This window comes from Marinobacterium sp. BA1, assembly GCF_041155135.1.
Classification (GTDB): domain Bacteria; phylum Pseudomonadota; class Gammaproteobacteria; order Pseudomonadales; family Balneatricaceae; genus Marinobacterium; species Marinobacterium iners.
This window is the reverse complement of the sequence record NZ_BAAFHC010000001.1, coordinates 2,298,033-2,319,355: the sequence shown is the minus strand read 5'-3', so window position 1 is coordinate 2,319,355 and position 21,323 is coordinate 2,298,033. Positions and strand designations below refer to the sequence as shown.

21 protein-coding genes are annotated in these 21,323 nt (G+C 56.6%); 12 read left to right on the top strand and 9 right to left on the bottom strand.

Going from position 1 to position 21,323, the window contains the following annotated elements; translation table 11 throughout:
• Positions 1-50 precede the first annotated feature (50 nt).
• Genes ACAM29_RS11255 through djlA form a run of 3 tightly spaced genes read left to right on the top strand, consistent with a single transcriptional unit; the run spans position 51 to position 2,604 of the window.
• Positions 51-1,088 carry a phosphotransferase gene (locus ACAM29_RS11255; RefSeq protein ID WP_354409271.1) on the top strand — a complete coding sequence of 346 codons (1,038 nt, stop codon included), beginning with the start codon at positions 51-53 and terminating at the stop codon, positions 1,086-1,088.
• Positions 1,088-1,774, top strand: a complete 687-nt coding sequence (gene murU / locus ACAM29_RS11250; protein ID WP_369624158.1) for an N-acetylmuramate alpha-1-phosphate uridylyltransferase MurU — start codon at positions 1,088-1,090, stop codon at positions 1,772-1,774. The genes ACAM29_RS11255 and murU overlap by 1 nt, the downstream gene beginning before the upstream one ends.
• 11 nt (positions 1,775-1,785) lie before the next feature.
• A complete protein-coding gene (gene djlA, locus ACAM29_RS11245) occupies positions 1,786-2,604 on the top strand; it encodes a co-chaperone DjlA (protein ID WP_369624157.1) in 819 nt (272 codons plus the stop codon).
• 1 nt (position 2,605) lies between these two features.
• Here djlA and ACAM29_RS11240 read toward each other — a convergent pair whose 3' ends face one another.
• Positions 2,606-3,790 carry a DUF3530 family protein gene (locus tag ACAM29_RS11240; RefSeq protein WP_369624156.1) on the bottom strand — a complete coding sequence of 395 codons (1,185 nt, stop codon included), beginning with the start codon at positions 3,788-3,790 and terminating at the stop codon, positions 2,606-2,608.
• Here ACAM29_RS11240 and rpe point away from each other — a divergent pair.
• The 3 genes from rpe to ACAM29_RS11225 all read left to right on the top strand — a co-directional run bounded on the left by rpe (position 3,777) and on the right by ACAM29_RS11225 (position 6,372).
• On the top strand, positions 3,777-4,451 hold the full coding sequence (gene rpe / locus ACAM29_RS11235) for a ribulose-phosphate 3-epimerase (RefSeq protein ID WP_369624155.1): 675 nt from the start codon (positions 3,777-3,779) through the stop codon (positions 4,449-4,451). The two genes, ACAM29_RS11240 and rpe, sit on opposite strands and share 14 nt — an antisense overlap.
• Entirely contained in the window at positions 4,451-5,137 is a 687-nt protein-coding gene (locus tag ACAM29_RS11230) for a phosphoglycolate phosphatase (RefSeq protein WP_369624154.1), read from the top strand. The genes rpe and ACAM29_RS11230 overlap by 1 nt, the downstream gene beginning before the upstream one ends.
• A gap of 197 nt (positions 5,138-5,334) precedes the next feature.
• Entirely contained in the window at positions 5,335-6,372 is a 1,038-nt protein-coding gene (locus ACAM29_RS11225; protein WP_369624153.1) for a choice-of-anchor D domain-containing protein, read from the top strand.
• Between the two features lie 75 nt (positions 6,373-6,447).
• On the opposite strand, the gene ACAM29_RS11220 is transcribed toward ACAM29_RS11225, so the two are convergent.
• Genes ACAM29_RS11220 through gatC form a run of 4 tightly spaced genes read right to left on the bottom strand, consistent with a single transcriptional unit; the run spans position 6,448 to position 9,905 of the window.
• On the bottom strand, positions 6,448-6,642 hold the full coding sequence (locus ACAM29_RS11220; protein ID WP_369624152.1) for a hypothetical protein: 195 nt from the start codon (positions 6,640-6,642) through the stop codon (positions 6,448-6,450).
• Between the two features lie 30 nt (positions 6,643-6,672).
• Entirely contained in the window at positions 6,673-8,130 is a 1,458-nt protein-coding gene (gene gatB, locus ACAM29_RS11215) for an Asp-tRNA(Asn)/Glu-tRNA(Gln) amidotransferase subunit GatB (protein WP_369624151.1), read from the bottom strand.
• Between the two features lie 2 nt (positions 8,131-8,132).
• The gene (gatA, locus tag ACAM29_RS11210) at positions 8,133-9,590 is read right to left on the bottom strand and encodes an Asp-tRNA(Asn)/Glu-tRNA(Gln) amidotransferase subunit GatA (RefSeq protein WP_369624150.1); all 1,458 of its coding nucleotides are present in this window, start codon (positions 9,588-9,590) and stop codon (positions 8,133-8,135) included.
• Positions 9,591-9,617: 27 nt separating this feature from the next.
• Positions 9,618-9,905: an Asp-tRNA(Asn)/Glu-tRNA(Gln) amidotransferase subunit GatC gene (gatC, locus tag ACAM29_RS11205; RefSeq protein ID WP_091821777.1), complete on the bottom strand. Its 288-nt coding sequence runs from the start codon at positions 9,903-9,905 to the stop codon at positions 9,618-9,620.
• Positions 9,906-10,116: 211 nt separating this feature from the next.
• Between gatC and ACAM29_RS11200 the strand changes: the two genes are divergently transcribed.
• The 6 genes from ACAM29_RS11200 to ACAM29_RS11175 are packed head-to-tail and all read left to right on the top strand — an operon-like array spanning position 10,117 to position 18,238.
• Positions 10,117-11,154, top strand: coding sequence for a rod shape-determining protein (locus ACAM29_RS11200; protein ID WP_369624149.1), 1,038 nt, complete (start codon positions 10,117-10,119; stop codon positions 11,152-11,154).
• A gap of 49 nt (positions 11,155-11,203) precedes the next feature.
• Entirely contained in the window at positions 11,204-12,076 is an 873-nt protein-coding gene (gene mreC, locus ACAM29_RS11195) for a rod shape-determining protein MreC (RefSeq protein WP_369624148.1), read from the top strand.
• Positions 12,069-12,554, top strand: coding sequence for a rod shape-determining protein MreD (mreD, locus tag ACAM29_RS11190; RefSeq protein ID WP_091821768.1), 486 nt, complete (start codon positions 12,069-12,071; stop codon positions 12,552-12,554). Before mreC ends, mreD begins: the two co-directional genes overlap by 8 nt.
• Before the next feature lie 7 nt (positions 12,555-12,561).
• Positions 12,562-13,143: a nucleoside triphosphate pyrophosphatase gene (locus ACAM29_RS11185; protein ID WP_369624147.1), complete on the top strand. Its 582-nt coding sequence runs from the start codon at positions 12,562-12,564 to the stop codon at positions 13,141-13,143.
• 34 nt (positions 13,144-13,177) lie between these two features.
• Positions 13,178-14,650, top strand: coding sequence for a ribonuclease G (gene rng, locus ACAM29_RS11180; protein ID WP_091821762.1), 1,473 nt, complete (start codon positions 13,178-13,180; stop codon positions 14,648-14,650).
• Between the two features lie 12 nt (positions 14,651-14,662).
• Positions 14,663-18,238, top strand: coding sequence for a YhdP family protein (locus tag ACAM29_RS11175; RefSeq protein ID WP_369624146.1), 3,576 nt, complete (start codon positions 14,663-14,665; stop codon positions 18,236-18,238).
• A gap of 5 nt (positions 18,239-18,243) precedes the next feature.
• Here ACAM29_RS11175 and yjgA read toward each other — a convergent pair whose 3' ends face one another.
• From yjgA to rapZ, 4 genes are read right to left on the bottom strand one after another with little or no spacing between them, the layout of a single operon-like run.
• Positions 18,244-18,762: a ribosome biogenesis factor YjgA gene (yjgA, locus tag ACAM29_RS11170; protein WP_369624145.1), complete on the bottom strand. Its 519-nt coding sequence runs from the start codon at positions 18,760-18,762 to the stop codon at positions 18,244-18,246.
• Between the two features lie 11 nt (positions 18,763-18,773).
• Positions 18,774-20,123 carry a magnesium transporter gene (gene mgtE / locus ACAM29_RS11165; RefSeq protein ID WP_091821753.1) on the bottom strand — a complete coding sequence of 450 codons (1,350 nt, stop codon included), beginning with the start codon at positions 20,121-20,123 and terminating at the stop codon, positions 18,774-18,776.
• Between the two features lie 53 nt (positions 20,124-20,176).
• Positions 20,177-20,446, bottom strand: a complete 270-nt coding sequence (locus ACAM29_RS11160; RefSeq protein WP_206839327.1) for an HPr family phosphocarrier protein — start codon at positions 20,444-20,446, stop codon at positions 20,177-20,179.
• Positions 20,439-21,323 (bottom strand): RNase adapter RapZ, encoded by an 885-nt coding sequence (rapZ, locus tag ACAM29_RS11155; protein ID WP_206839328.1) that lies wholly within the window; start codon positions 21,321-21,323, stop codon positions 20,439-20,441. The genes ACAM29_RS11160 and rapZ overlap by 8 nt, the downstream gene beginning before the upstream one ends.

Genomic DNA, 21,323 nt, shown 5'->3' with positions numbered 1-21,323 from the left:
CCATGCATGATAAAGCATTCACAACTTCAAGTGCTAGAGGATAAGGGCGAATGGGGCAACGGCTGAAACAGCTTTCAGAATGGGTACAGCAGCAGGCCGCTGCGCAGGAAATGGAGGTAGACGCTGAGCTGCAGGCAGTCTCCGGTGACGCCAGTTTCCGCCGTTATTTTCGAGCCACAGGCCCCGAGGGGAGCTGGATTGCCGTTGATGCGCCGCCCGAGCATGAGGATTGTGAGCCTTTTCTGGCCATAGCTCAGGCCTGGCATGCACAGGGCATTGCGGTACCGAGGGTGATTGCTAGCGACCTTGAGCTGGGCTTTATGCTGCTAGAGGACTTTGGGGACCAGCTTCTACTACCCCAGCTTTCCGAAACAACGGTAGAGCAGCATTATGCCGCAGCCTTCGAAGCGTTACGGCAGATTCAGCGTACAACCGATCAGCCTGCATTACCCCCCTATGACCGTGTGATGCTGGCGCGCGAGATGGCGCTGTTTCCCGAGTGGTTTTTGACACGTTTACTGGGACTGGAACTGCAGGAAGAGGAATACCACCTCCTTGGTCTGGTGGCCAAGCTGCTGATTGAATCCGCGCTGGCGCAGCCACAAGTCAGTGTGCACCGAGATTACCACTCGCGCAATTTGATGCTGATCGACGATGGCCGGTTGGGCATTATCGATTTTCAGGATGCCGTATCGGGGCCTGTTACCTATGATCTGGTCTCGCTGTTGCGTGACTGTTATATCGACTGGCCAGACGAACAGGTGCGCTTCTGGGTGGAAGCGTTCCGTCAGCGCCTGAAACAGGATGGTCTTGATGTTGCGGAGCAGGGGCTGTTTCAGCAGCAGTTCGATTTGATGGGCATGCAGCGCCATATAAAGGTGCTGGGTATTTTCGCCCGGCTTTGGCTACGTGACGGCAAGGCTGGATACCTGGATGACCTGCCCAGAACCTTTGCCTATCTTTACCGGGTCGCTTCACGCTATGAGGAGCTGGCGCCGTTCGTGCGCTGGCTGGATCGGCGAGTGGTACCTGCCTTCGTGGCGCATCCGCATTTTGCCGGCAAGCAGATCGAGCGTTGGTGGCAGTGATGCGAGCGATGATTCTTGCGGCAGGGTTAGGGACGCGTATGCGACCGCTGACCCTGACAACCCCCAAACCGCTGCTCAGCGTGGGTGGCAAGCGGCTGATCGAGTATCCCATTGAGCGGCTGGTGGCCGCCGGTGTTACCGATATCGTGATTAATCACGCTTGGCTGGGTCAGCAGATTGAGGATTACCTTCAGGATGGCAGTCGCTACGGGGCACGGATTCAGTACTCGCCCGAAATTGAGCCACTGGAAACGGGCGGAGGGATTCTGCAGGCTCTGCCGTTGTTGTGTGAGCGAGGCGATGACCCTTTTCTGGTACTCAACGGCGATGTTTTCAGTACTCATCCCTTGCACCAGTTGGCTCAAGTCGCGCCTGCTCAGGGTGGGGCACATCTGGTGTTGACTGACAACCCACCCTGGCATCCTGCAGGGGATTTTGTACTTCAGGCGTCTGGTCAAATCAGTGAGCAGGGTGAGCCACGACTGACCTTCAGCGGCATGAGTGTGCTTACTCCCCAGCTGTTCGAGGGGGTGACCGAGACCGCTTTTGCACTGGCCCCCTTGTTACGTGCAGCAATGGCGCGTGGACGGGTCAACGGTGAGCGTCATCAGGGCTGGTGGGAAGATGTTGGTACGCCAGAGCGTCTGGCGCAACTGGATCAACGCCTGCGTAACGGCAGGATTTAGGGGAGGGAATTATGGAAAACCTGTTGCAACAGTTGCGGCGTTACCGGGCCGGGGCAATCACTGGCGGTTTGATTGGGCTGCTCAGTGGCGGCCCTCTGGGTTTACTGATCGGCGGTACGGTCGGCTTTCTGATTCAGCGTAGCCTGAGCGGCAAACTGCAGGCGTATAATCCGCAGCAATTGTTTTTTCGCGGTACCTTCAGTGTCATGGGCAAGGTAGCCAAGGCGGATGGGCGTGTAACCGAAAACGAGATCGCTTTTGCCCGTGAAGTCATGACCCGAATGAGCCTGAGCGAGGCGCGTCGACGTGAAGCGATTGAGCATTTCACGGAAGGTAAGCAGGACGATTTTGATATCGCCGCCGTATTGAGGCCACTGGCCATTGTGCTGCGCCAGCGGCCGACCGTGAAATTGATGTTCGTCGAGATTCAGCTGCAGGCAGCGATGGCAGATGGCGAAATTAGCCCGGCAGAGCAAGCTGTACTGCAGCAGGTGTTTTCGGAACTACGTTTCACGCAGCAGGAAATGGAGCTGCTGATGTCGCGCATGCGGGCAGAAGATGCTTTCAGACGCCACTCTTGGGAATCGCATCAGCAGCCTGGCTATAACGAGGCAGGCCTTTTGGCGGATGCGTATGGTGTAATCGGGGTTAGCCCCGATGCCAGTGATGCCGATGTCAAAAAGGCCTGGCGCAAGCTTATGAGTCAGCATCATCCAGACAAACTCATTGCCAAAGGGCTGCCGGAAGACATGGTTCAGCTTGCCAAAGAGAAAACCCAGGAAATACAGGCTGCCTATGACCGTATCAAGGCGGCGCGTGGCATGAGGTGACTCATACCGCTCCGGGGCCGCTCGCCGGGCGTGGGTTGCGAATGCCCGGCGCGGTCTGGTTTTCGGGTGCTGGTAACTGTTTTGACTCTGGCACTTTTGGCTCGGCCAGTAATATCCGCTCCATAATCCCGCGCAGCTGGCGAACAAGTTGTGGCATTTCGTGCTGCCAGCCTCTGAATACACCGGGCAGTCGGCTTTGATGATAGTCGAGCATCTCCGTGCGAATGACCAGTTGGCGGCGCAGTTGCGCGTCAGGTGCGGCTTCCGGGTAGCCGGGCAGTGGCAGGTAATATAGATCAATAATTCTGCCTTTAATCCGTGGCAACAGCTCAATCAGGTTGGCTTCGGAGGCTTCGCTCGGACGCGGATTGATCATCACCAGATCCCATTCATCTCCCAGCTCGGCTGCAAGGGCTGCCGCCCAGGGGGCACTACTGCCTATGCCTAATATTGCGTTAATTTCGGTGTCCTCATGGCTTCTCTGCTGTAACTCAGTGCGTGCCAGGGACAGTCGTTGGCGTACCTGATCAGCGAAAGGCATCTCGGGTGTTGCTTCGGCCGTGTCTTCCGATCCGGGTTGCGTTGGTTCAGTTTCAGTCTGGGGGCTGGGAGTGGGGGGGGTGTCTGGCGTTGTGCCGGCCCTAATCGCTCGCATGCTTGGCAGCGTGCGCTTGGGCAGAGCGGGGTTTGGAGGGCTTGGGGGCTGTAATATCAGAGTATTCCAGCCATGTGCCGAAAGATAGCGGCTGATGGCTGTGCCTTGCTCGGCCCACCCAGCACCAACACCTGTATCCGGCATGATCACCAAATTGCCAACTGGAACAGGGGCAACACCCGGACGGAAAATCAAAAAAAAGGCAGTCTCTTCCAGCTCCAGGGAAATCAGCTCTGCATTCGCTTCGAGTTGCAGGAGCAGTAGCTCAGCATCATCAAGACTACCCGCCGAATGGCGTGCAGGGGCAGTATCATCGCCCGTGGTCTCTGTTTGCGCTTGTGCAAAGGCGAAGGGGATCAGAGTACCGAGCATGAATGTGATGAGCTTCAAATAAATAGGCATGGTCTGATTATCGAGGCTGACTTGCATGGCCGCAAGAGGATTACTGGTACGGGTGCTGAATAGCGTCGGCAGCTTGGGTACAATAGCCGCATTGTTAACCAGCGAACGAGTTCCCATGGCCGATTTCAAGATTGCTCCTTCCATTCTCTCCGCCGATTTTGCCCGTCTGGGGGAAGAGGTTGAAAACGTACTGGCTGCCGGTGCGGACATTGTCCACTTTGATGTCATGGACAACCACTACGTGCCCAACCTGACCATCGGCCCGATGGTGTGCAAGGCGCTGCGTGACTACGGTATCACCGCACCCATCGATGCCCATCTGATGGTGAAGCCGGTAGACCACATGATCAGTGAGTTTCTGAAGGCGGGGGCAAGCTATATCACTTTCCACCCGGAAGCCTCCGAGCATATCGACCGTTCGCTGCAGATGATCCGCGACGGCGGCTGTCAGTCCGGCCTGGTGTTCAACCCGGCCACGCCGCTGCACTATCTGGATCATGTGATGGATAAGGTAGACATGATCCTGCTGATGTCGGTTAACCCCGGTTTTGGCGGCCAGAAATTTATTCCGACTACATTGGACAAGCTGCGTCAGGTGCGCCAGCGCATCGATGAGAGTGGCTTTGATATCCGTCTGGAAGTGGACGGTGGCGTGGGTATCGGCAATATTGCCGAGATTGCGGCTGCCGGTGCTGACACCTTTGTCGCCGGTTCCGCCATTTTCAATACCGATGACTACGCAGCGACGATTGCGCAGATGCGCGACGAGCTGGCGAAGGTCGCGGGCTGATGCGCAGTCTGTTCAATGGCGAGTTGCCCGCCTGTGTGATGTTCGACCTGGATGGCACGCTGGTGGACAGTGCGCTGGACCTGACGGCCGCTGTGGATAACATGCTGCAGGCGCTGGGGCGGAAGACGGCTGGTGAAGAGAAGGTGCGCCAGTGGGTCGGCAACGGCGCACCGGTTTTGGTGATGCGTGCACTCACGGGCGAGATGTACCCGGCGGATGATGCCATCGAGCCGGAACTGTTTCAGGCGGCGTTCGAGGTGTTTCTGTCGGCCTATACCCAGAGTAATGGGCGCTACAGCAAACTCTACCCGGGTGTTGAAGAAGTGCTGTTGTATCTGCAGCACGCCGGTGTGCCCATGGCGGTGGTGACCAACAAGCCGATGGCATTTACTACTCCTCTGCTGCGTGCGCTGAAGATTGATCATTACTTCGCTCAAGTGTTGGGCGGTGACAGCCTGCCGGTGAAAAAGCCCGATCCGCTGCCATTGCAAGTGGTGATGGAAACCCTGGGTTGTCAGCCTGAACAGGCACTGATGCTGGGGGATTCACGCAACGATGTGCTGGCTGCCCGCGCCGCCGGCTGCCCGGTGGTTTGTGTCAGCTATGGTTACAACCACGGCGAGCCGGTGGAAAACTGCTCGCCGGATCGGGTTGTAGACAGTTTTGTTGAGCTGAGGTGCGTCTAGGTCGAGTGGGCTTGAGCCATCTTGGAAACCTGCTTGCAGAAAACGAAACCTGCATTATTTTATTTCTCTAGAGCGGCGTGTTAGGTTTCATAGTTAATACGCAGCTGAATGACGCATTAATTCACTCGTACCGGTATCAATGAATAGTGATCAAGGATTAAATGCTATTTAAATAATTACACTAAGGAAACATATTCATGCAACTTGCCAAATATGTAACGCTGTATGCACTTCTTTCATACGCTCAGCATGCAGCAGCATTGGATGCTCCTGCAGCGCTCATACCGTCTGATCTCAATCCAGGCGATCAATTCTACATCATCTTTGCTGGCAGTGATGTTGTGAATGGAGCGCAGACTTCAGCGACGTACACTGCTTACGCGGCTGCAGTAAAGGCGAATGACCCGGATACTGATGCCATTAATGGTTGGACTACACTGTTCGGTCATGACGATTCTTCGTTGGTGACCCTGTCAGCATTCGGTGCTGGCACCTCATACCCGATTTACAATACCAATGGGGACAGGGTGGCAAATAATACGGCAGGGTTATTTAGTAACTCTTTGAATAATCCGATTGGATACGATGAGTCTGGAACGGCGGTTAATTCATCGATCTGGACAGGTTTTAATTTTACGGGCAGTTCAACGGGTATTGGTGATGACTCGCTTGGTGGTAATGACTCGCTTAGTGATGGATGTTTGGCGGGGAGTTCGAACCAGGTGAACAATCAGTGGGCTGCCAGCATTTTAGCAGGAGGGAATGGCTGCGCGGGTGCTAGTTATGGCCTGTACGTTGTTTCACCGTTGCTGTCTGTGCCTGCGCCAGTAGTTTCCATCTCACCTGATACAATTGATTTTGGTATTGTAGGGGCAAGTGAAACCAGTAATGAGTACACGGTGACGCTGTCTAACTCGGGCACGGCTGATTGGGAGATCAGCAGTATTGATGCAGCTGTTTCTCCGTTTGTGGCTTCAGGTGGTACTTGTGGCTCGGCACCTTTGATCATTGCTGTTGGCAGTAGTTGTACATTGAGCTTTACTGTCCGCCCGGGTGGGAGCAGTTTTGTAAGCCAAACGGTGCTAATCAACAGCAATGCACCCTCCAGCCCAGATGCAATAACTCTTAAAAGACGTGTGATCGTTCCTGTCCCGGCCTTGAATCTAAATATGCTAGTGCTGTTGATCACTATGCTTGCGGCAGTTGTTGGTTTGCACATGCGTCGCACAGCGTAGGACTCTTATGCATCGGGCTTTGTGTTTCGGTACCCTGTCATGTGCGGATGTTGTCTGATCTGGCTCTCCACTGACTCATAAACTATCTGTACGGGTGGCCCAGTTCAGACTTTCGCCAAGTTCAGCTTGGTCTGCTACAGCCTGTTTCAGGCCGGAGTGCGATACTTTTGGGTTTGCTTGACTCGTTGATTTATCACGTTCTTCAAAATAAGGACTGGAGCGTGCTAACTCTATTGATGGCGGAGCAGATAATGAAACAAGGGCGCTCATGGGCGCCCTTTTGCTGATTTCAGAGAGCGGTTATTTACTACAGAGCGCATCCAGCTTCTGCTTCAGGATGCCGGTGACGGCGCCCGGGTTGGCCTTGCCGCCCGTAGCCTTCATCACCTGTCCCATAAAGAAGCCGATCATCTTGCCGCGCTTGTCCGGTTCGGCAGCCTTGTACTGCTCCACCTGTTTGTCGGCGCTGGCGATCACTTCGTCAACGATCTTCTCGATGGCGCCAGTATCGGTGACCTGCTTCAGGCCTTCGGCTTCGATGATCTCGTCAGCGCTGCCGCCCTTGCTCCACATCAGTTCAAACACCTTCTTGGCGATGTTGCCGGAGATGGTGTTGTCCTTGATGCGTACCAGCAGGCCGCCGAGCTGCTCGGCGGAAACCGGGCTGTCCTTGATGTCGGTGTCGTTCTGGTTGAGGAACTTGGCCAGTTCACCCATCACCCAGTTGGCTGCCAGCTTGGTATCGCCGGACAGTTTGACTACCTGCTCGTAGTAGTCGGCCTGCGGACGGTAGGCGGACAGCACACCTGCATCGTACTCGGACAGGCTGTACTCGCTGATGAAGCGCTCGCGACGGGCATCCGGCAGTTCCGGCAGGGTTTCGCGGATCGCATCGATATAGCTGTCATCGATAATGACCGGCAGCAGGTCAGGGCAGGGGAAGTAACGGTAGTCGTTGGCTTCTTCCTTGGAGCGCATGCTGCGGGTTTCGTTCTTGTCCGGATCGTACAGGCGGGTTTCCTGTACCACGCGGCCACCGTCTTCGATCAGATCGATCTGGCGCGCCACTTCGGTGTCGATGGCGCGCTCGATGAAGCGGAAGGAGTTGATGTTTTTCAGCTCGGTGCGAGTGCCAAGCTCTTCCTGGCCCTTCGGGCGGATGGAGACGTTGCAGTCGCAGCGCATGGAGCCTTCGGCCATGTTGCCGTCGCAGATGCCGAGAGTGGTGACGATGGCGTGGATCTTGCGTGCGTAGGCCGCCGCTTCCTTGGAGGTGCGCATGTCCGGTTCGGAGACAATCTCCACCAGCGGGGTGCCGGCGCGGTTCAGGTCGATGCCGGACATGCCGTGGAAGTCTTCGTGCAGGGACTTGCCTGCATCCTCTTCCAGGTGGGCGTGGTGGATACGCACGCGGCGCTGTGCGCCGTCATCGGTCTCAATGTCGATAAAGCCCGGGCCGACGATCGGCTCAGCCAGCTGAGTGGTCTGGTAGCCCTTGGGCAGGTCCGGATAGAAGTAGTTCTTGCGCTCGAATACGGAGCGTTTACCGATCTCGGAGTTCACCGCCAGACCGAACATCACCGCCATGCGCAGGGCGTTCTCGTTGAATACCGGTAGGGTGCCCGGCAGCGCCAGGTCAACGGCGCAGGCCTGAGTGTTGGGCTCGGCACCGAAGGCGGTGCTGGCGCCGGAGAAAATCTTGGTTTTGGTCGACAGCTGGACGTGGATTTCCAGTCCGATAACAACTTCCCATTCCATGCTTACACCTCCACTCCGGCCGGAATCTGTTTATGCCAGTCAGTTGCCTGCTGGAACTGGTGCGCCACGTTGAGCAGCTTGGACTCGGCAAAGTAGTTGCCGATGATCTGCAGGCCCACCGGCAGGCCCTGGGTTTGACCGCAGGGGATGGAGATGCCCGGCAGGCCGGCCAGGTTCAGTGACAGGGTGAAGATATCTTCCATGTACATGGAAACTGGGTCGCTGTTCTTTTCTCCCAGTTTGAAGGCCGGATGCGGCGTGGTCGGGCCCATGATCACATCAACGTCGTTGAGCACATTGACGAAATCCTGCTGGATCATGCGACGGATCTGCTGTGCTTTGCGGTAGTAGGCATCGTAGTAACCGGCAGAAAGCGCGTAAGCCCCCACCATGATGCGGCGCTTGACCTCGGTGCCGAAACCTTCGCCACGGCTGCGCTTGTACAGGTCTTCCAGATCCACCGGATTGTCGCAACGGTAGCCATAGCGTACGCCATCAAAACGGGACAGGTTGGACGAGGCTTCTGCCGGGGCCAGAATGTAATAGGCCGGAATGCACAGCTCGGTGTTGGGCAGGCTGACCTCTTTCACGGTCGCGCCCAGCTTCTCGAACTCGGCGACGGCATTGCGCACCTGTTCAGCGACGCCTGAATCCAGTGCGGCGGAGAAATACTCCTTGGGCAGACCGATCTTCAGGCCCGCCAGCGGCTGGTTCAGTGCCGTGGTGTAATCTTCGCTGTCACGCTCGGCACTGGTAGAGTCCAGCGGATCGAAACCGGCCATGGCGTTGAGGATCATGGCACAGTCTTCGGCGGTCTGCGCCATGGGGCCTGCCTGATCCAGTGAGGAGGCAAAGGCGATCATGCCGTAGCGCGAGACGCGGCCATAGGTTGGCTTGATGCCGGTGATGCCACACAGAGCAGCAGGTTGGCGGATGGAGCCGCCGGTATCGGATCCGGTCGCAGCCGGGGTCAGGCGCGCCGCCACGGCTGCTGCCGAGCCACCGGAAGAACCGCCGGGTACGCGGTCGGTATCCCAGGGGTTGCGCACGGCGCCGTAGAAACTGCTCTCGTTGGAGGAGCCCATGGCGAACTCATCCATGTTCAGCTTGCCCAGCATCACGCTGCCGGCGTTTTTCAGGCGGCTGACGATGGTGGCGTCGTAGGGAGAGATAAAGTTGTCCAGCATTTTGGATGCGCTGGAGGTACGCACGCCCTGGGTACAGAACAGGTCCTTGTGCGCGATCGGCAGACCGCAGAGCGCACCGGCTTTGCCAGCGGCACGTGCCTCATCGGCGGCCTTGGCTTGCGCAAGTGCCTGCTCTTCGGTAACGGTGATGAATGCGTTGTATTGGCCATCCAGCGACTTGATGCGCTGCAGGTAGGCCTGTGTCAGTTCGGTACTGCTGAAGTCGCCGTTTTCCAGCCCGCGGGCCAGTTCAGCCAGTGTCAATTCAAACATTATCGGTAATCCTTGCTGCCGTAGGCATTACTCAATCACTCTGGGAACCAGAAACAGTCCGGCTTCTGTGGCCGGTGCGATGGCCTGCAGGGCTTCGCGCTGGTTGGGCTCGGTGACTTCGTCACGACGCAGGCGCTGAACGGCATCCAGTGGATGCGCCAGCGGCTCGACGCCTTCAGTGCAGGTGGCCTGCATCTGGTCAACCAGGCCCAGAATACTGTTGAGGGATTGGCTGTAGCCGTCGATATCGGCCGCATCGATCTGCAGCCGTGCCAGATGTGCAATCTGTTCCACATCGGATCGGTCCAGTGACATAGGTCCGCTTCTCGCTCTGATCAGTCTGTTGGCTTAAGGGCGGCTGAATACTCAGGCCTCGCAACAGTAGGGTTTGGAAAGGGTGAATGGCGCATAAGATAACATGTTTGAACCTTGCCCAAAATCCCTGCCGTTGTTAGAGTTGTGTGCTTTCAGAAATGCGGCCAGTTCGGTAAGGCCTGTCAGGCAATTTCAGGGTAACCACGTCATCATGTTTAAGAAAATTCGAGGCCTGTTCTCCAGCGATCTGTCCATCGATCTGGGCACCGCCAATACGTTGATTTACGTCCGTGACAAGGACATTGTGCTGAACGAGCCTTCGGTGGTCGCCATTCGTGTCAACGGCAACCAGAAATCCGTGGCAGCGGTGGGGTCTGATGCCAAGCGCATGCTGGGTCGTACTCCGGGTAACATTACCGCCATCCGGCCTATGAAAGACAGCGTGATCGCCGACTTCCATGTCACTGAAAAAATGCTGCAGTACTTTATCAGTAAGGTACATGACAACAGCTTCATGACCCCCAGCCCACGAGTGCTGGTGTGTGTGCCCTGCAAGTCGACTCAGGTTGAACGTCGCGCCATCAAGGAATCCGCTATCGGTGCCGGTGCTCGTGAAGTTTATCTGATTGAAGAGCCAATGGCGGCGGCGATCGGCGCGGGTCTGCCGGTTGAAGAAGCCAGCGGCTCCATGGTGGTTGATATCGGTGGTGGTACTACTGAGATTGCCGTGATCTCCCTTAACGGCATTGTGTACGCGGAGTCTGTGCGCGTCGGTGGTGACCGTTTTGACGAAGCAATTGTGACCTATGTGCGTCGCAACTACGGCAGCCTGATCGGTGACGCCACCGCCGAGCGCATCAAGCAGGAGGTGGGCACGGCTTACCCTTCCAGCGAAATTCTCGAAATCGATGTGCGTGGTCGTAATCTGGCAGAGGGTATCCCCCGCAGCTTTACGCTCAACAGCAACGAAATTCTGGAAGCGCTTCAGGAGCCACTGTCTGCCATCGTGCAGTCGGTCAAGAGTGCCCTGGAACAATGCCCGCCTGAGCTGGCCGCTGATATTGCCGAACACGGTATTGTGCTCACCGGCGGTGGTGCATTGCTGCGCAATATCGACCGTCTGGTCAGCGAAGAAACCGGTCTGCCGGTAATTGTGGCGGAAGATCCGCTGACCTGTGTTGCCCGTGGCGGCGGCAAGGCCCTCGAAATGCTGGATAAGCACTCCTTTGAACTGCTGACCTACGAGTGACAGCGGGTGCAGTGGCAACTGTTGAGTAACCCCGGCCACCTGCGCCCGGTTGTACGGGAGGTGGGTTATTAAACCGATCTTCCGTGGCGGTTCACCGCGTCGACTGTTTCTGTTGCTGGTGTTTCTGGCTGTGCTGCTGATGGTGGCTGACCTCAACTGGCCCAAAATGAAGGAAGGTCGTGCCTGGCTTTCCCTTGTTGTAACACCATTGCAGTGGGTGGTGGATATACCATCCCGGCTAGCTGACAGCCTCTCGGATGTGGTGGTGGAGCGTGCCAGTCTTGTGCGTGAAAACCAGAGCATGAAAGCGGAGGCGCTGGTACTGGAGCGCAAAGTGCAGCAAATGGCAGCGCTGACAGCCGAGAATATTCGCCTGCGTGAGCTGCTCAGTGCCGGTGAGCGCGTAGAGGCACCCACTCGTCTGGCGGAGCTCATAGGCGTAAACCCTGACCCCTTTCAGCATGAAGTAATCCTCAATCGCGGCTCGGAAGACGGGGTCTTTATTGGCGAGCCGGTACTGGATGCCGGTGGTGTCATGGGGCAAGTGGTGTCGCTGGCGCACTATACCAGCCGGGTTATGCTGGTGACGGATGCCCGCTCTGCGGTGCCTGTTGAAGTCAATCGAAATGGCTACCGTGGCATTGCGCTTGGCAAGGGCGTCTTAAATGAGCTGGAGCTGGAGCATGTGCCCGATACGGCTGACATTCGTGTGGATGATCTGCTGCTGACCTCAGGTTTGGGTGGACGTTTTCCGCGCGGCTATCCTGTTGCCCGAGTGACGGAAGTGATCCGCGATCCGGGACGCCCCTTCACGCTGGTGAAAGCGGAGCCATCGGCGCGACTGGACCGCAGCCGCCACCTGTTACTGGTCGAGTATCATCCGGCGCTGCCCGCCCCGCAGGAAGAGGTTGCGGATGAGTGAGGTGCGTGGCGGAGGTTTAATCATCTTTGCCACTTTTTTGGTAGGGCTGGTGCTGAGCCAGATGCCGCTGCCGGACCTGCTGGTATGGGCTAGGCCTGAATGGGTCGTGCTGATGCTGATCTACTGGGTTATGGCCTTGCCACACCGGGTGGGTCTCGGCAGTGCCTTTATGCTCGGCATTCTGCTGGATGTGGTGCGTGGCAGCGTGCTTGGCCTCAGCGCCCTGTCACTGACATTGATCGCCTTTCTGGTGCTGGTATTGTACAAGCGCCTGCGCATGTTCCCGCTCTGGCAGCAGTCGCTGATGGTACTGGTGCTGGTGGGTATCAATCAGCTGCTGTTTCACTGGATGCAAAGTGTTACCGGCACCACGGGCGAGTCATTACTGTTTCTGCTGCCATCGCTGGTCAGCGCGCTGGTCTGGCCCTGGCTGTACCTGCTGCTGCGGGCCGTTCGTCACACCTTCTACATACAGTGAAACTGTTATGCCACATCTGATTCTGGCTTCAGCCTCCCCGCGCCGACGTGAACTGCTTGAGCAGATCGGCGTCCATTTCGACTGTCGTCCCGTTGATATCTGTGAAGATCCTCTGCAGCAGGAGTCCGCTTGTGAATATGTGACTCGCCTGGCACAAGAGAAGGCATTGGCTGGACTGGAACAGGCGGGTGGCGATTCGGTGGTGTTGGGTTCTGATACTACCGTAGCCATAGATGATCATATTCTGGCCAAACCTGCCAATGAGGATGAGGCTGTGGCAATGTTGATGCAGTTGTCTGGCAGGCGCCATCAGGTGTTGACCGCTGTAGCGTTGGCCGCAGAGGGGAAAGTCGAAGTCTGCTGTGTAGGAACGGATGTGGAGTTCATTGAGCTGGATGATGCGCGTTGTCGCCAGTACTGGCGTACCGGTGAGCCTTGCGACAAAGCCGGTGCCTATGGCATACAGGGATTGGGGGCGGTGTTTGTCAAAAGCATCAATGGCAGCTATTCGGCCGTTGTGGGCTTGCCGTTGATGGAAACGGCTGCAATGCTGCAGAAATTTGATATCCCGTTATGGCAGCCAAACTGAACTATAAAGAATCAGCTGATCGAGGACACAGAGGATGGGTGAGGAGATCCTGATTAACTTCACGCCAATGGAAACGCGTGTGGCAGTGATCGAAAACGGTATGCCCCAGGAAATCTACGTGGAGCGTGCCAAGCGGCGTGGTATCGTCGGTAATATCTATATGGGCAAGGTTGCCCGCGTGTTGCCCGGCATGCAGGCGGCATTTATCGATATCGGTCTTGAGCGTGCCGCGTTTATTCATGTAGATGAAGTGGTGGATCAGAGCCTGCCGGCTGAGCAGCGTAATTCGACCTCTATCTCGCAGGTGCTGCGTGAAGGGCAGGGGTTGCTGGTACAGGTGACCAAGGACCCAATCGGGACCAAGGGTGCGCGTCTGACCACTCATATCTCGATTCCGTCGCGCTATCTGGTCTTAATGCCTGGCAGTACTCACATCGGAATTTCGCAACGCATAGAAGATCCGCAGGAGCGAGAGCGTCTGCGCAACCAGATGCAAGGGTTGATGCAGACAGAGGCAACCGCCACCCCGGAATGGGGTGTGATCCTGCGCACTGTGGCAGAAGGTGTGACTGAGGTTGAACTGGAGAGTGATCTGCAGTTCCTGCGACGTCTGTGGGAATCCATTCGATACAAAATCAAGCAGGTCAAGCCGCCTGCCATCGTGTATGAGGATCTGCCGCTGAATATGCGTGCCTTGCGAGACATGGCACATGCCGGTGTTGAACGGATCCGAATCGACTCACGCGAAACCTTTCAGCGTGCACAGGAATTCGTTCAGGCACTCGTACCCGAAATCGAGGAAAAGCTGGAGTATTACCCTGGCGAGCGTCCCATTTTCGATATGTTCAATGTCGAAGAAGAGATGCAGAAGGCGCTGGGGCGCAAGGTCGAACTCAAGTCCGGTGGTTATCTGATTTTTGATCAGACCGAGGCGATGACAACGGTAGATGTGAACACGGGCGCATTTGTGGGCCATCGCAACCTCGAAGAAACCATCTTCAAAACCAATCTTGAAGCGGCCACAGCCATCGGTCGTCAGTTACGCCTGCGTAACCTGGGCGGCATTATCATCATCGACTTTATCGATATGGAAGACCCCGACCACCAACGCCAGGTATTGCGCACCCTTGAGCGGGTGTTGGAGAAGGATCACGCCAAATGCAAGGTGACCGGTGTGTCAGAGCTGGGTCTGGTTGAGATGACCCGCAAGCGCACGCGTGAAAGCCTGGAGCAGGTGCTGTGTGAGCCCTGCAGTCACTGTCAGGGGCGGGGTTCACTGAAAACGCCAGAGACGGTGTGCTACGAAATTTTCCGTGAAATCCTGCGCCAGCATCGGGCGTATGACACCGAGACCTATTTGGTACTGGCAGCACAGTCGGTGGTGGATCATCTGCTGGATGAGGTGTCTGACCATGTGGCAGAGCTGGAGGCCTTTATCGGCAAGACGGTACGGTTCCAGGTTGAGCCGATGTATACCCCGGAACAGTTTGATGTTGTACTGCGCTGATACGGAGCGTCGATGCGTCGTCATTTGAGTCGTGCCTGGTGGTTTTTTTTGCTGCTGTTGCTGTTGTTGGCATTGCTGCTGACGGCTGCGAGGCTGGCGCTGGAGTCTGCGGATCGCTTTCGTCCGCAGGCTGAACGCTGGCTCAGTGAAGTACTGGCGCTTCCGGTACAGCTTGGCAGTATGCAGGGCAGTTGGCGCTATGCCTATCCGGTAATGGAGGTTCAGGGTATTTCGGCAAGCACTTCTGCCGATGATCCCGGTGCTGGCGGCAGGCTGCAGATTGACAGGCTTGAAGTTGAGCTGGATCTGCTTGCTTCCTTGCTGGAGGGAATGCCGATCTTTCAACGCTTTGAAGTTGAGGGAGTAGATCTGCGCTGGCACCAGCGCGAAGGGCATTGGCTGCATCGTCCGGGTGCTGCGCCCGGCAGGCAAGATCAGGGGGTGTCGCCATCCGCCTGGGAACAGCTGGTTGGTTTGCTGGTCCGTCAGCCCTATGCAGTCATTCGGGATGTCCACATTACTCTGATACCGGAGCAGGGGGTGCCACTTGTTATTACCCCGGCTGATCTGGAGCTGGAGAACGCCCCCCAGGAACATCGCCTGAGTGGCCTGTTCCGTATGCCGGAACTGGGCGCCGATGCGGGCGTGCATTTTGCGATTGAAACCGATCTGGCAACTTCGGACCCACTCAAGGCTCGCTACCGTTTTTATCTGCAGGTCGAGGATCTGGGGCCGGAGCTGTTTCAAATGCTTGAGCTTGAACCTGAGCTGGCGGCGCTGGATCTGGACCTGGAGCTTTGGGCCGATGTTCGTAATCAGCAATTGCAAAGTCTGCAGGCTGAAGTTGGCTTTGAACAGCTGCAGTTAACTGATCCTGCTCTATCTCAACCTCAGGCGGGGCGCTTTACAGCGGCGTTGCTACAGAATGATCAGGGATACCAGCTTCAGTTACAGCCGATTACCCTGGTGCATGAACAGGCGCAGTTGACCTTGCCCCTGCTGGTAGCTGATTTTGGCTGGCAAGAACGGCAACTTGATTTCAGGCACGCCTTCATATCGGAGCTGGATCTTACAGCAACCGAAGCCTGGCTTGGTATTGCAGATGGTATCGCCCCAAATTTTGTCAAGCTGCTGCAGCAGTTGAAGCCCCGAGGCGTGTTGCGACAGTTGAGGCTCAAGAAACCCGTTGATGGTAACTGGAGTGATCTGACCCTGAGCGCAGAGCTTGACGAGGTTGGGGTCAATGGCTGGCACGGTGCTCCGGCACTGGAGGGTGTCAGTGGGGAGCTGCTTGCCAACCTCGATGCTGGCTTGATCCGGCTTGATAGCCAGACCTTTGATATGCACTTCCCTGAGCTTTATCCACAGGGCTGGAGCTATGAGCAAGCCAGTGGTGAAATCCGCTGGCAGCGAGATGAGGCTGGCATCAGGGTCAGCGGCGAACAACTGCAGCTGCATAATCAGCAGACCAATGCAGCGGGGCGTTTCAGTATTGATCTGCCCTTTGATCCTGAACAGCAGGCTGACCTGATCCTGATGATCGGGATGACAGACAGTGACGGCAGTCAGGCACCACTCTATACCCCTGAAAAAGAGGTAGGCACCGGCCTGTACAGCTGGCTTGAACGTGCGGTCAAGGCAGGGCGGTTGCGTCAGGCAGGCATGTTACTCAGAACCGGTACTCGATCTCTTGGCAAGAGCTCGACCCCTGTGGTCCAGCTATTTTTTGATATCGAGGATGCACGGCTGGATTATCAGCCGGGCTGGCCAGCCATTGAGCAGGGTGATCTGTTTGTACTTGTAAAGGATCAGGGGCTGGCGATCAATATCAACCGGGCTACACTTCTCGACAGCGATATCTCCTCTGGCTGGGCTTACCTGCCACCGGGCAGTCGACAGTTGGAGATTGAGACTCTGCTGGATGGTCCGGCCAGTGATATCGATAAGGTACTCAAAACCACTCCACTGGCCAATCTGGTGGGGCAAGAGCTGCAGCGATGGCAGCTGGAAGGGCAAGCAGACACCCGTCTGGGACTGAGCATTCCGCTTGTTGAAGATCAACCACCCGATGTACGTGTTGCCGTGGATCTCCGCAAGGGGCGTTTTGGTTCACAGGCTCTCGGGCTTGAGCTGGATAATGTCGAAGGACACTTCACGTATACCAATGCCCGTGGCTTCAGTGCCCGAGCTATCCAAGCGCAGGCATGGGGAGGCCCGGTCAGCGCCAGCGTGACTACCGAGCGTGATAGAGTGAGCGTCAGTCTGCAGGGACAGACTGACCTGAAGGCCCTGAACCGCTGGCTGGAACAGCCACTTCTGGATATGGTGACGGGTGCGACCCACTGGCAGGGTGAACTGCTGCTCTGTGCTGATACCACGTGTCCGAGCCTTGAACTGAGCAGTAATCTGATTGGAGTGGAGTTGCCGTTGCCCGGTGTCTTGTTCAAGCCGGCAGAGGTCGCAGCACCTCTGAACCTGAAACTGAATTTGAGTACGCCGGTTCAGATACAGGAAGTTGAGTTGGAACTTGCGCGCGTCGGTACAACGGCCGAAACCATTAAACTCCGCGGCGCAAACGAGGCTTCCGGGCTTGCGGTTGAAATCAGAGGTGCTGACCTGCAGGGTAAGGTGTTACTGCCGCATGCAGATGAGCCACTGAAGATCCATCTTGAGCGGTTGCAGCTGAATGCACTGATGCAGGATGAAGTACCCGAGGCCGAAGCCGCGGTGGAAAGGGACGATTTTTATCCACAGTTGTTGGGGCGTATGCGCCTGCCTGCAGCCGATGTCAGGGTAGATTCACTCTGGTTGGGTGAAAAGGTACTGGGTGACTGGCGTTTCAGTCTGCGTCCGGATGAGCGAGGTACCCGCATATCTTCACTGGAGGCCTACCTGGATCAACTCATATTGCGAGGTGAGGCACATTGGAGCCAGCAGGCTGAGCAGCAAACTGAGCTGACGCTAAGGCTGGTGGGGGATGATATCGGCGCGCTGCTTGAGCGCTGGCACTATGGTCGTGTACTTGAAACAAGCCAGGTGGAATCATTGTTGCAGCTCAACTGGAAAGGTGCACCCTGGGACGTAAAACTGGATCGCCTGAATGGCGAGCTGCAGTTCTCGACCCGAGAAGGGCGTCTGATAGAAACGGCTGAAAGCACCAATCTGCTGCGGGTTTTCGGGATACTGAACTTCAACTCACTGGCGCGTCGACTTCGACTCGATTTCAGCGATCTGTTGAAGAAAGGGGTCAGCTTTGACCGTCTGGATGGACATTACCGGCTACAGCAGGGGGTTGCTGCCACCGTTGAGCCTCTGGTCATGGTGGGTCCGTCTGCCAATATGAGTATTCAGGGGCAGGTGAATCTGGCTGAAGGTACTCTGGACAAGGAGGTCGAGGTGGCCTTGCCAATCAGTAGTAATGTGCCGTTGGCAGCAGTGTTGCTTGGAGCGCCCCAGGTAGCCGGTGCTGTATTCGTGATCGACAAATTGATTGGCGATCGGCTGGAGCGCTTCTCGACACTGCGCTATCGACTCAGTGGCAGCTGGGAAAATCCGGAGCTCGAGCTATTGACTGGCTCCGGTGACTGAGTCTGTCAGACTTCGTTTAGCTCGCGAATATACTTGAACAGTTTGCGCGCATTCACGGGAGGCTTCTCCAGCTGGCGTTCGCGCTTGGCATTGCGTACCAGCTGGCGCAAGTGTTGAATATCCGCTCCCGGGTGGGCAGCGATAAAACTTTGCAGCGTTTCGTTGTCTTCGCTGATCAAGCGTTCACGCCAGCGCTCCAGCTCATGAAACAGCTGGTTGTGGGCTGCGGTAGCGGAGTCGAAGCGGTCAACCACTTCGCGGATTGCGTCCGCATCCGCTGTACGCATCAGTTTGCCAATGAATTGCAGGTGGCGTCGCTTGGCGCCATTGGCCTTTATGCGACTGTATTCATCCAGTGCGGCACGCAGGCGGTCATCAATCGGCAGTTTCTCTCGCTGGTCCGGGCGCAGTTCAGTCATCCGCTGACCCAAATTCTGCAGCTCATCTGCATCACGCTTGAGCTGGGACTTGCTTGGCGGCAGCTGTTTTTCGTCATCATGCTGCAGGTGGTCAAAATCGCTCATAACAGTTTCCATCAGGCAAAAAACAGGGTCGCCAGTCCCAGAAAGGCGAAAAAGCCCACCACGTCAGTGATGGTTGTCAGCAGGACGCCTCCGGCCAGTGCAGGGTCTATACCCATTGATTTCAATATCGTTGGCAGCAGGGTGCCGGCCATGGCGCCGGCAATCAAGTTGATTACCAATGCCATGGCGATCACGATACCAACCGTCATGTCCTGAAACCAGAGTACAGCCACTACGGCAACGACCAATGCCCAAAGCATCCCGTTCAACAGCCCTACCACCAGCTCTCGGTTGAACAGCCAGCCGATATTGGAGCGCTCGATATGCCCCAGGGCCTGACCGCGGATCACCAGTGTCAGTGTCTGGCTGCCGGCGATGCCCCCCATAGAGGCAACAATCGGCATCAGTACGGCCAGCGCGACCACTTTATCAATCGTGGCCTCAAAAAGACCGATGACCGCGGATGCCGCAAAGGCGGTTATCAGGTTGATACCAAGCCAGACTGCACGCCGGCGGGTGGTTTTCATGATCGGCGCAAAGGTATCTTCGTCGTCATCAAGGCCGGCCATGCTCATCAGTGAGTGATCAGCATCTTCGCGGATGACATCGACCACGTCATCAATGGTGATACGGCCCAGCAGGCGGCCCTCTTCATTGACTACCGGGGCCGAGATCAGGTCCAGTTGTTCGAACAGGCGGGCGACGCTTTCATCCGGCATGTCGGCCGGAATCGGCTCTACATCGGTTTGCATGATTTCACGCACCAGTACGCCGGGATCTGCCGTGAGCAAGCGGGTCAGTGGCAGTACACCAATGTAGGAGTCCTTGCGGCTCACAACGAACAGGGTGTCAGTCATTTCCGGGATGTCTTTGTGGCGGCGCAAATAGCGCAGTACCGTTTCCACATTGATGTCGGGTCTGATAGTCACTGTATCCGTGTTCATCAGACCGCCGGCGGTATCCTCCGGGTACGCCAGTACTTCCTCGACCCGCTCACGATTCTGCTGGTCCATGATCTGCAGCAGCTCCTTCATGACCCGTTCGGGCAGCTGCTGCAGGATGTCAGCCATGTCGTCCGTTTCCAGCGACTCGGTAATGGCGAGTACTTCTGAAGCCTCCATGCGGCTCAGGATTTCGGTCTGGGCATCGTCCCCCAGGTACTGCAATACCTCACCTTCCAGCTCCTGGTTGAGCAGGTTCCACAGAATCTGGCGCTCGCGAGGAGGTGTCTTTTCCAGCAGGTGCGCCACTTCAACCGGCTTTAGCCCCTTGTTGAGCATGAACCTCAATTGCTGCAGTTCACCGACCTCAAGCGCGGCGCTCAATGCTTCCAGGTTGGATTTGGTTTCCTGCTGACTCATGGCGGATCTCGATCGGAGGTGGGCGCTTGTCCGGGGAAAGGGGGAGCGCGATCTTATTCGGGCTCGTCAAAGCGATTGTTGATCAATGCGGTGATGGCATCAAGCGCCTCAGGAGCATCATCCCCTTCAGCGGCAAGCGCGATTTCGGTACCTTTGCTGGCGGCCAGCATCATCACGGACATGATGCTCTTGCCATCCACTTCGCGGCCATCCTTGTTGATTCGGATGTTGGCATTGAACTGATTGGCCAGCGTGACCAGCTTGGCAGCGGCGCGGGCGTGCAGGCCCAGCTTGTTGATAATGGTCAGTCGCGTTTCAATCATGGTGTGGTCCTGCGGCAGGCTGACTCAGTTCTCGGTGTAGCACCTGCACATTATCCATATGCCTGCGGAAATAACCAGCCAGTTGCTCGGCAATATAGACCGAGCGGTGTTGGCCCCCGGTACAGCCAATACCGATTGTGATGTAGCTGCGATTATTGGCCTGGAACTGAGGCAGCCACTTGCTTACGAAGGCCTGTATGTCGTTCACCATCTCGCTGACCTCGGGCGACTGGCGCAGAAACTCGATCACCTCGGTGTCGAGGCCGGTATGACGGCGCAATTCAGGGACCCAGTAGGGATTGGGCAAGGCCCGTACATCGAAGGTGAAATCGGCATCGAGCGGTACACCATGCTTGAAGCCAAATGACTCAAATTGCAGTGACAGAACCTGTTCACTGCGCCCGGCAACACGCAGTTTGACTTCGTCACGCAGCTCATAAAGTGATAGCCGCGTAGTATCGATGCGCAGATCAGCGAGATTGGCGATGGGCTCAAGCAGGCTGCGTTCGGTTCGAATTGCTTGCTGCAGGCTCTGTTGTTTATCGGTGAGCGGGTGACGCCGCCGGGTTGCGTTATAGCGTCGCAGCAGAGTAGCTTCACCAGCATCAAGAAACAGGGTTTCGGTGCTCAGCTTGGACTGTTCACGCAGAGTGCGCATCACACTGGGGAACTGTTTCAGGTTGCTCAGAAGGTTGCGAGCATCAATGCTGACGGCAATTTCTCGATTAGGGTTTTCCTCAGCCAGCATCAGTCGGATCAGCTCGGGCAGAAGCAGGGCCGGCAGGTTGTCGATGCAGTAGAAACCGACATCTTCCAGTGCCTGCAGGGCGGTGCTTTTGCCTGAGCCGGAGCGGCCGCTGATGACGACCAGTCGCAT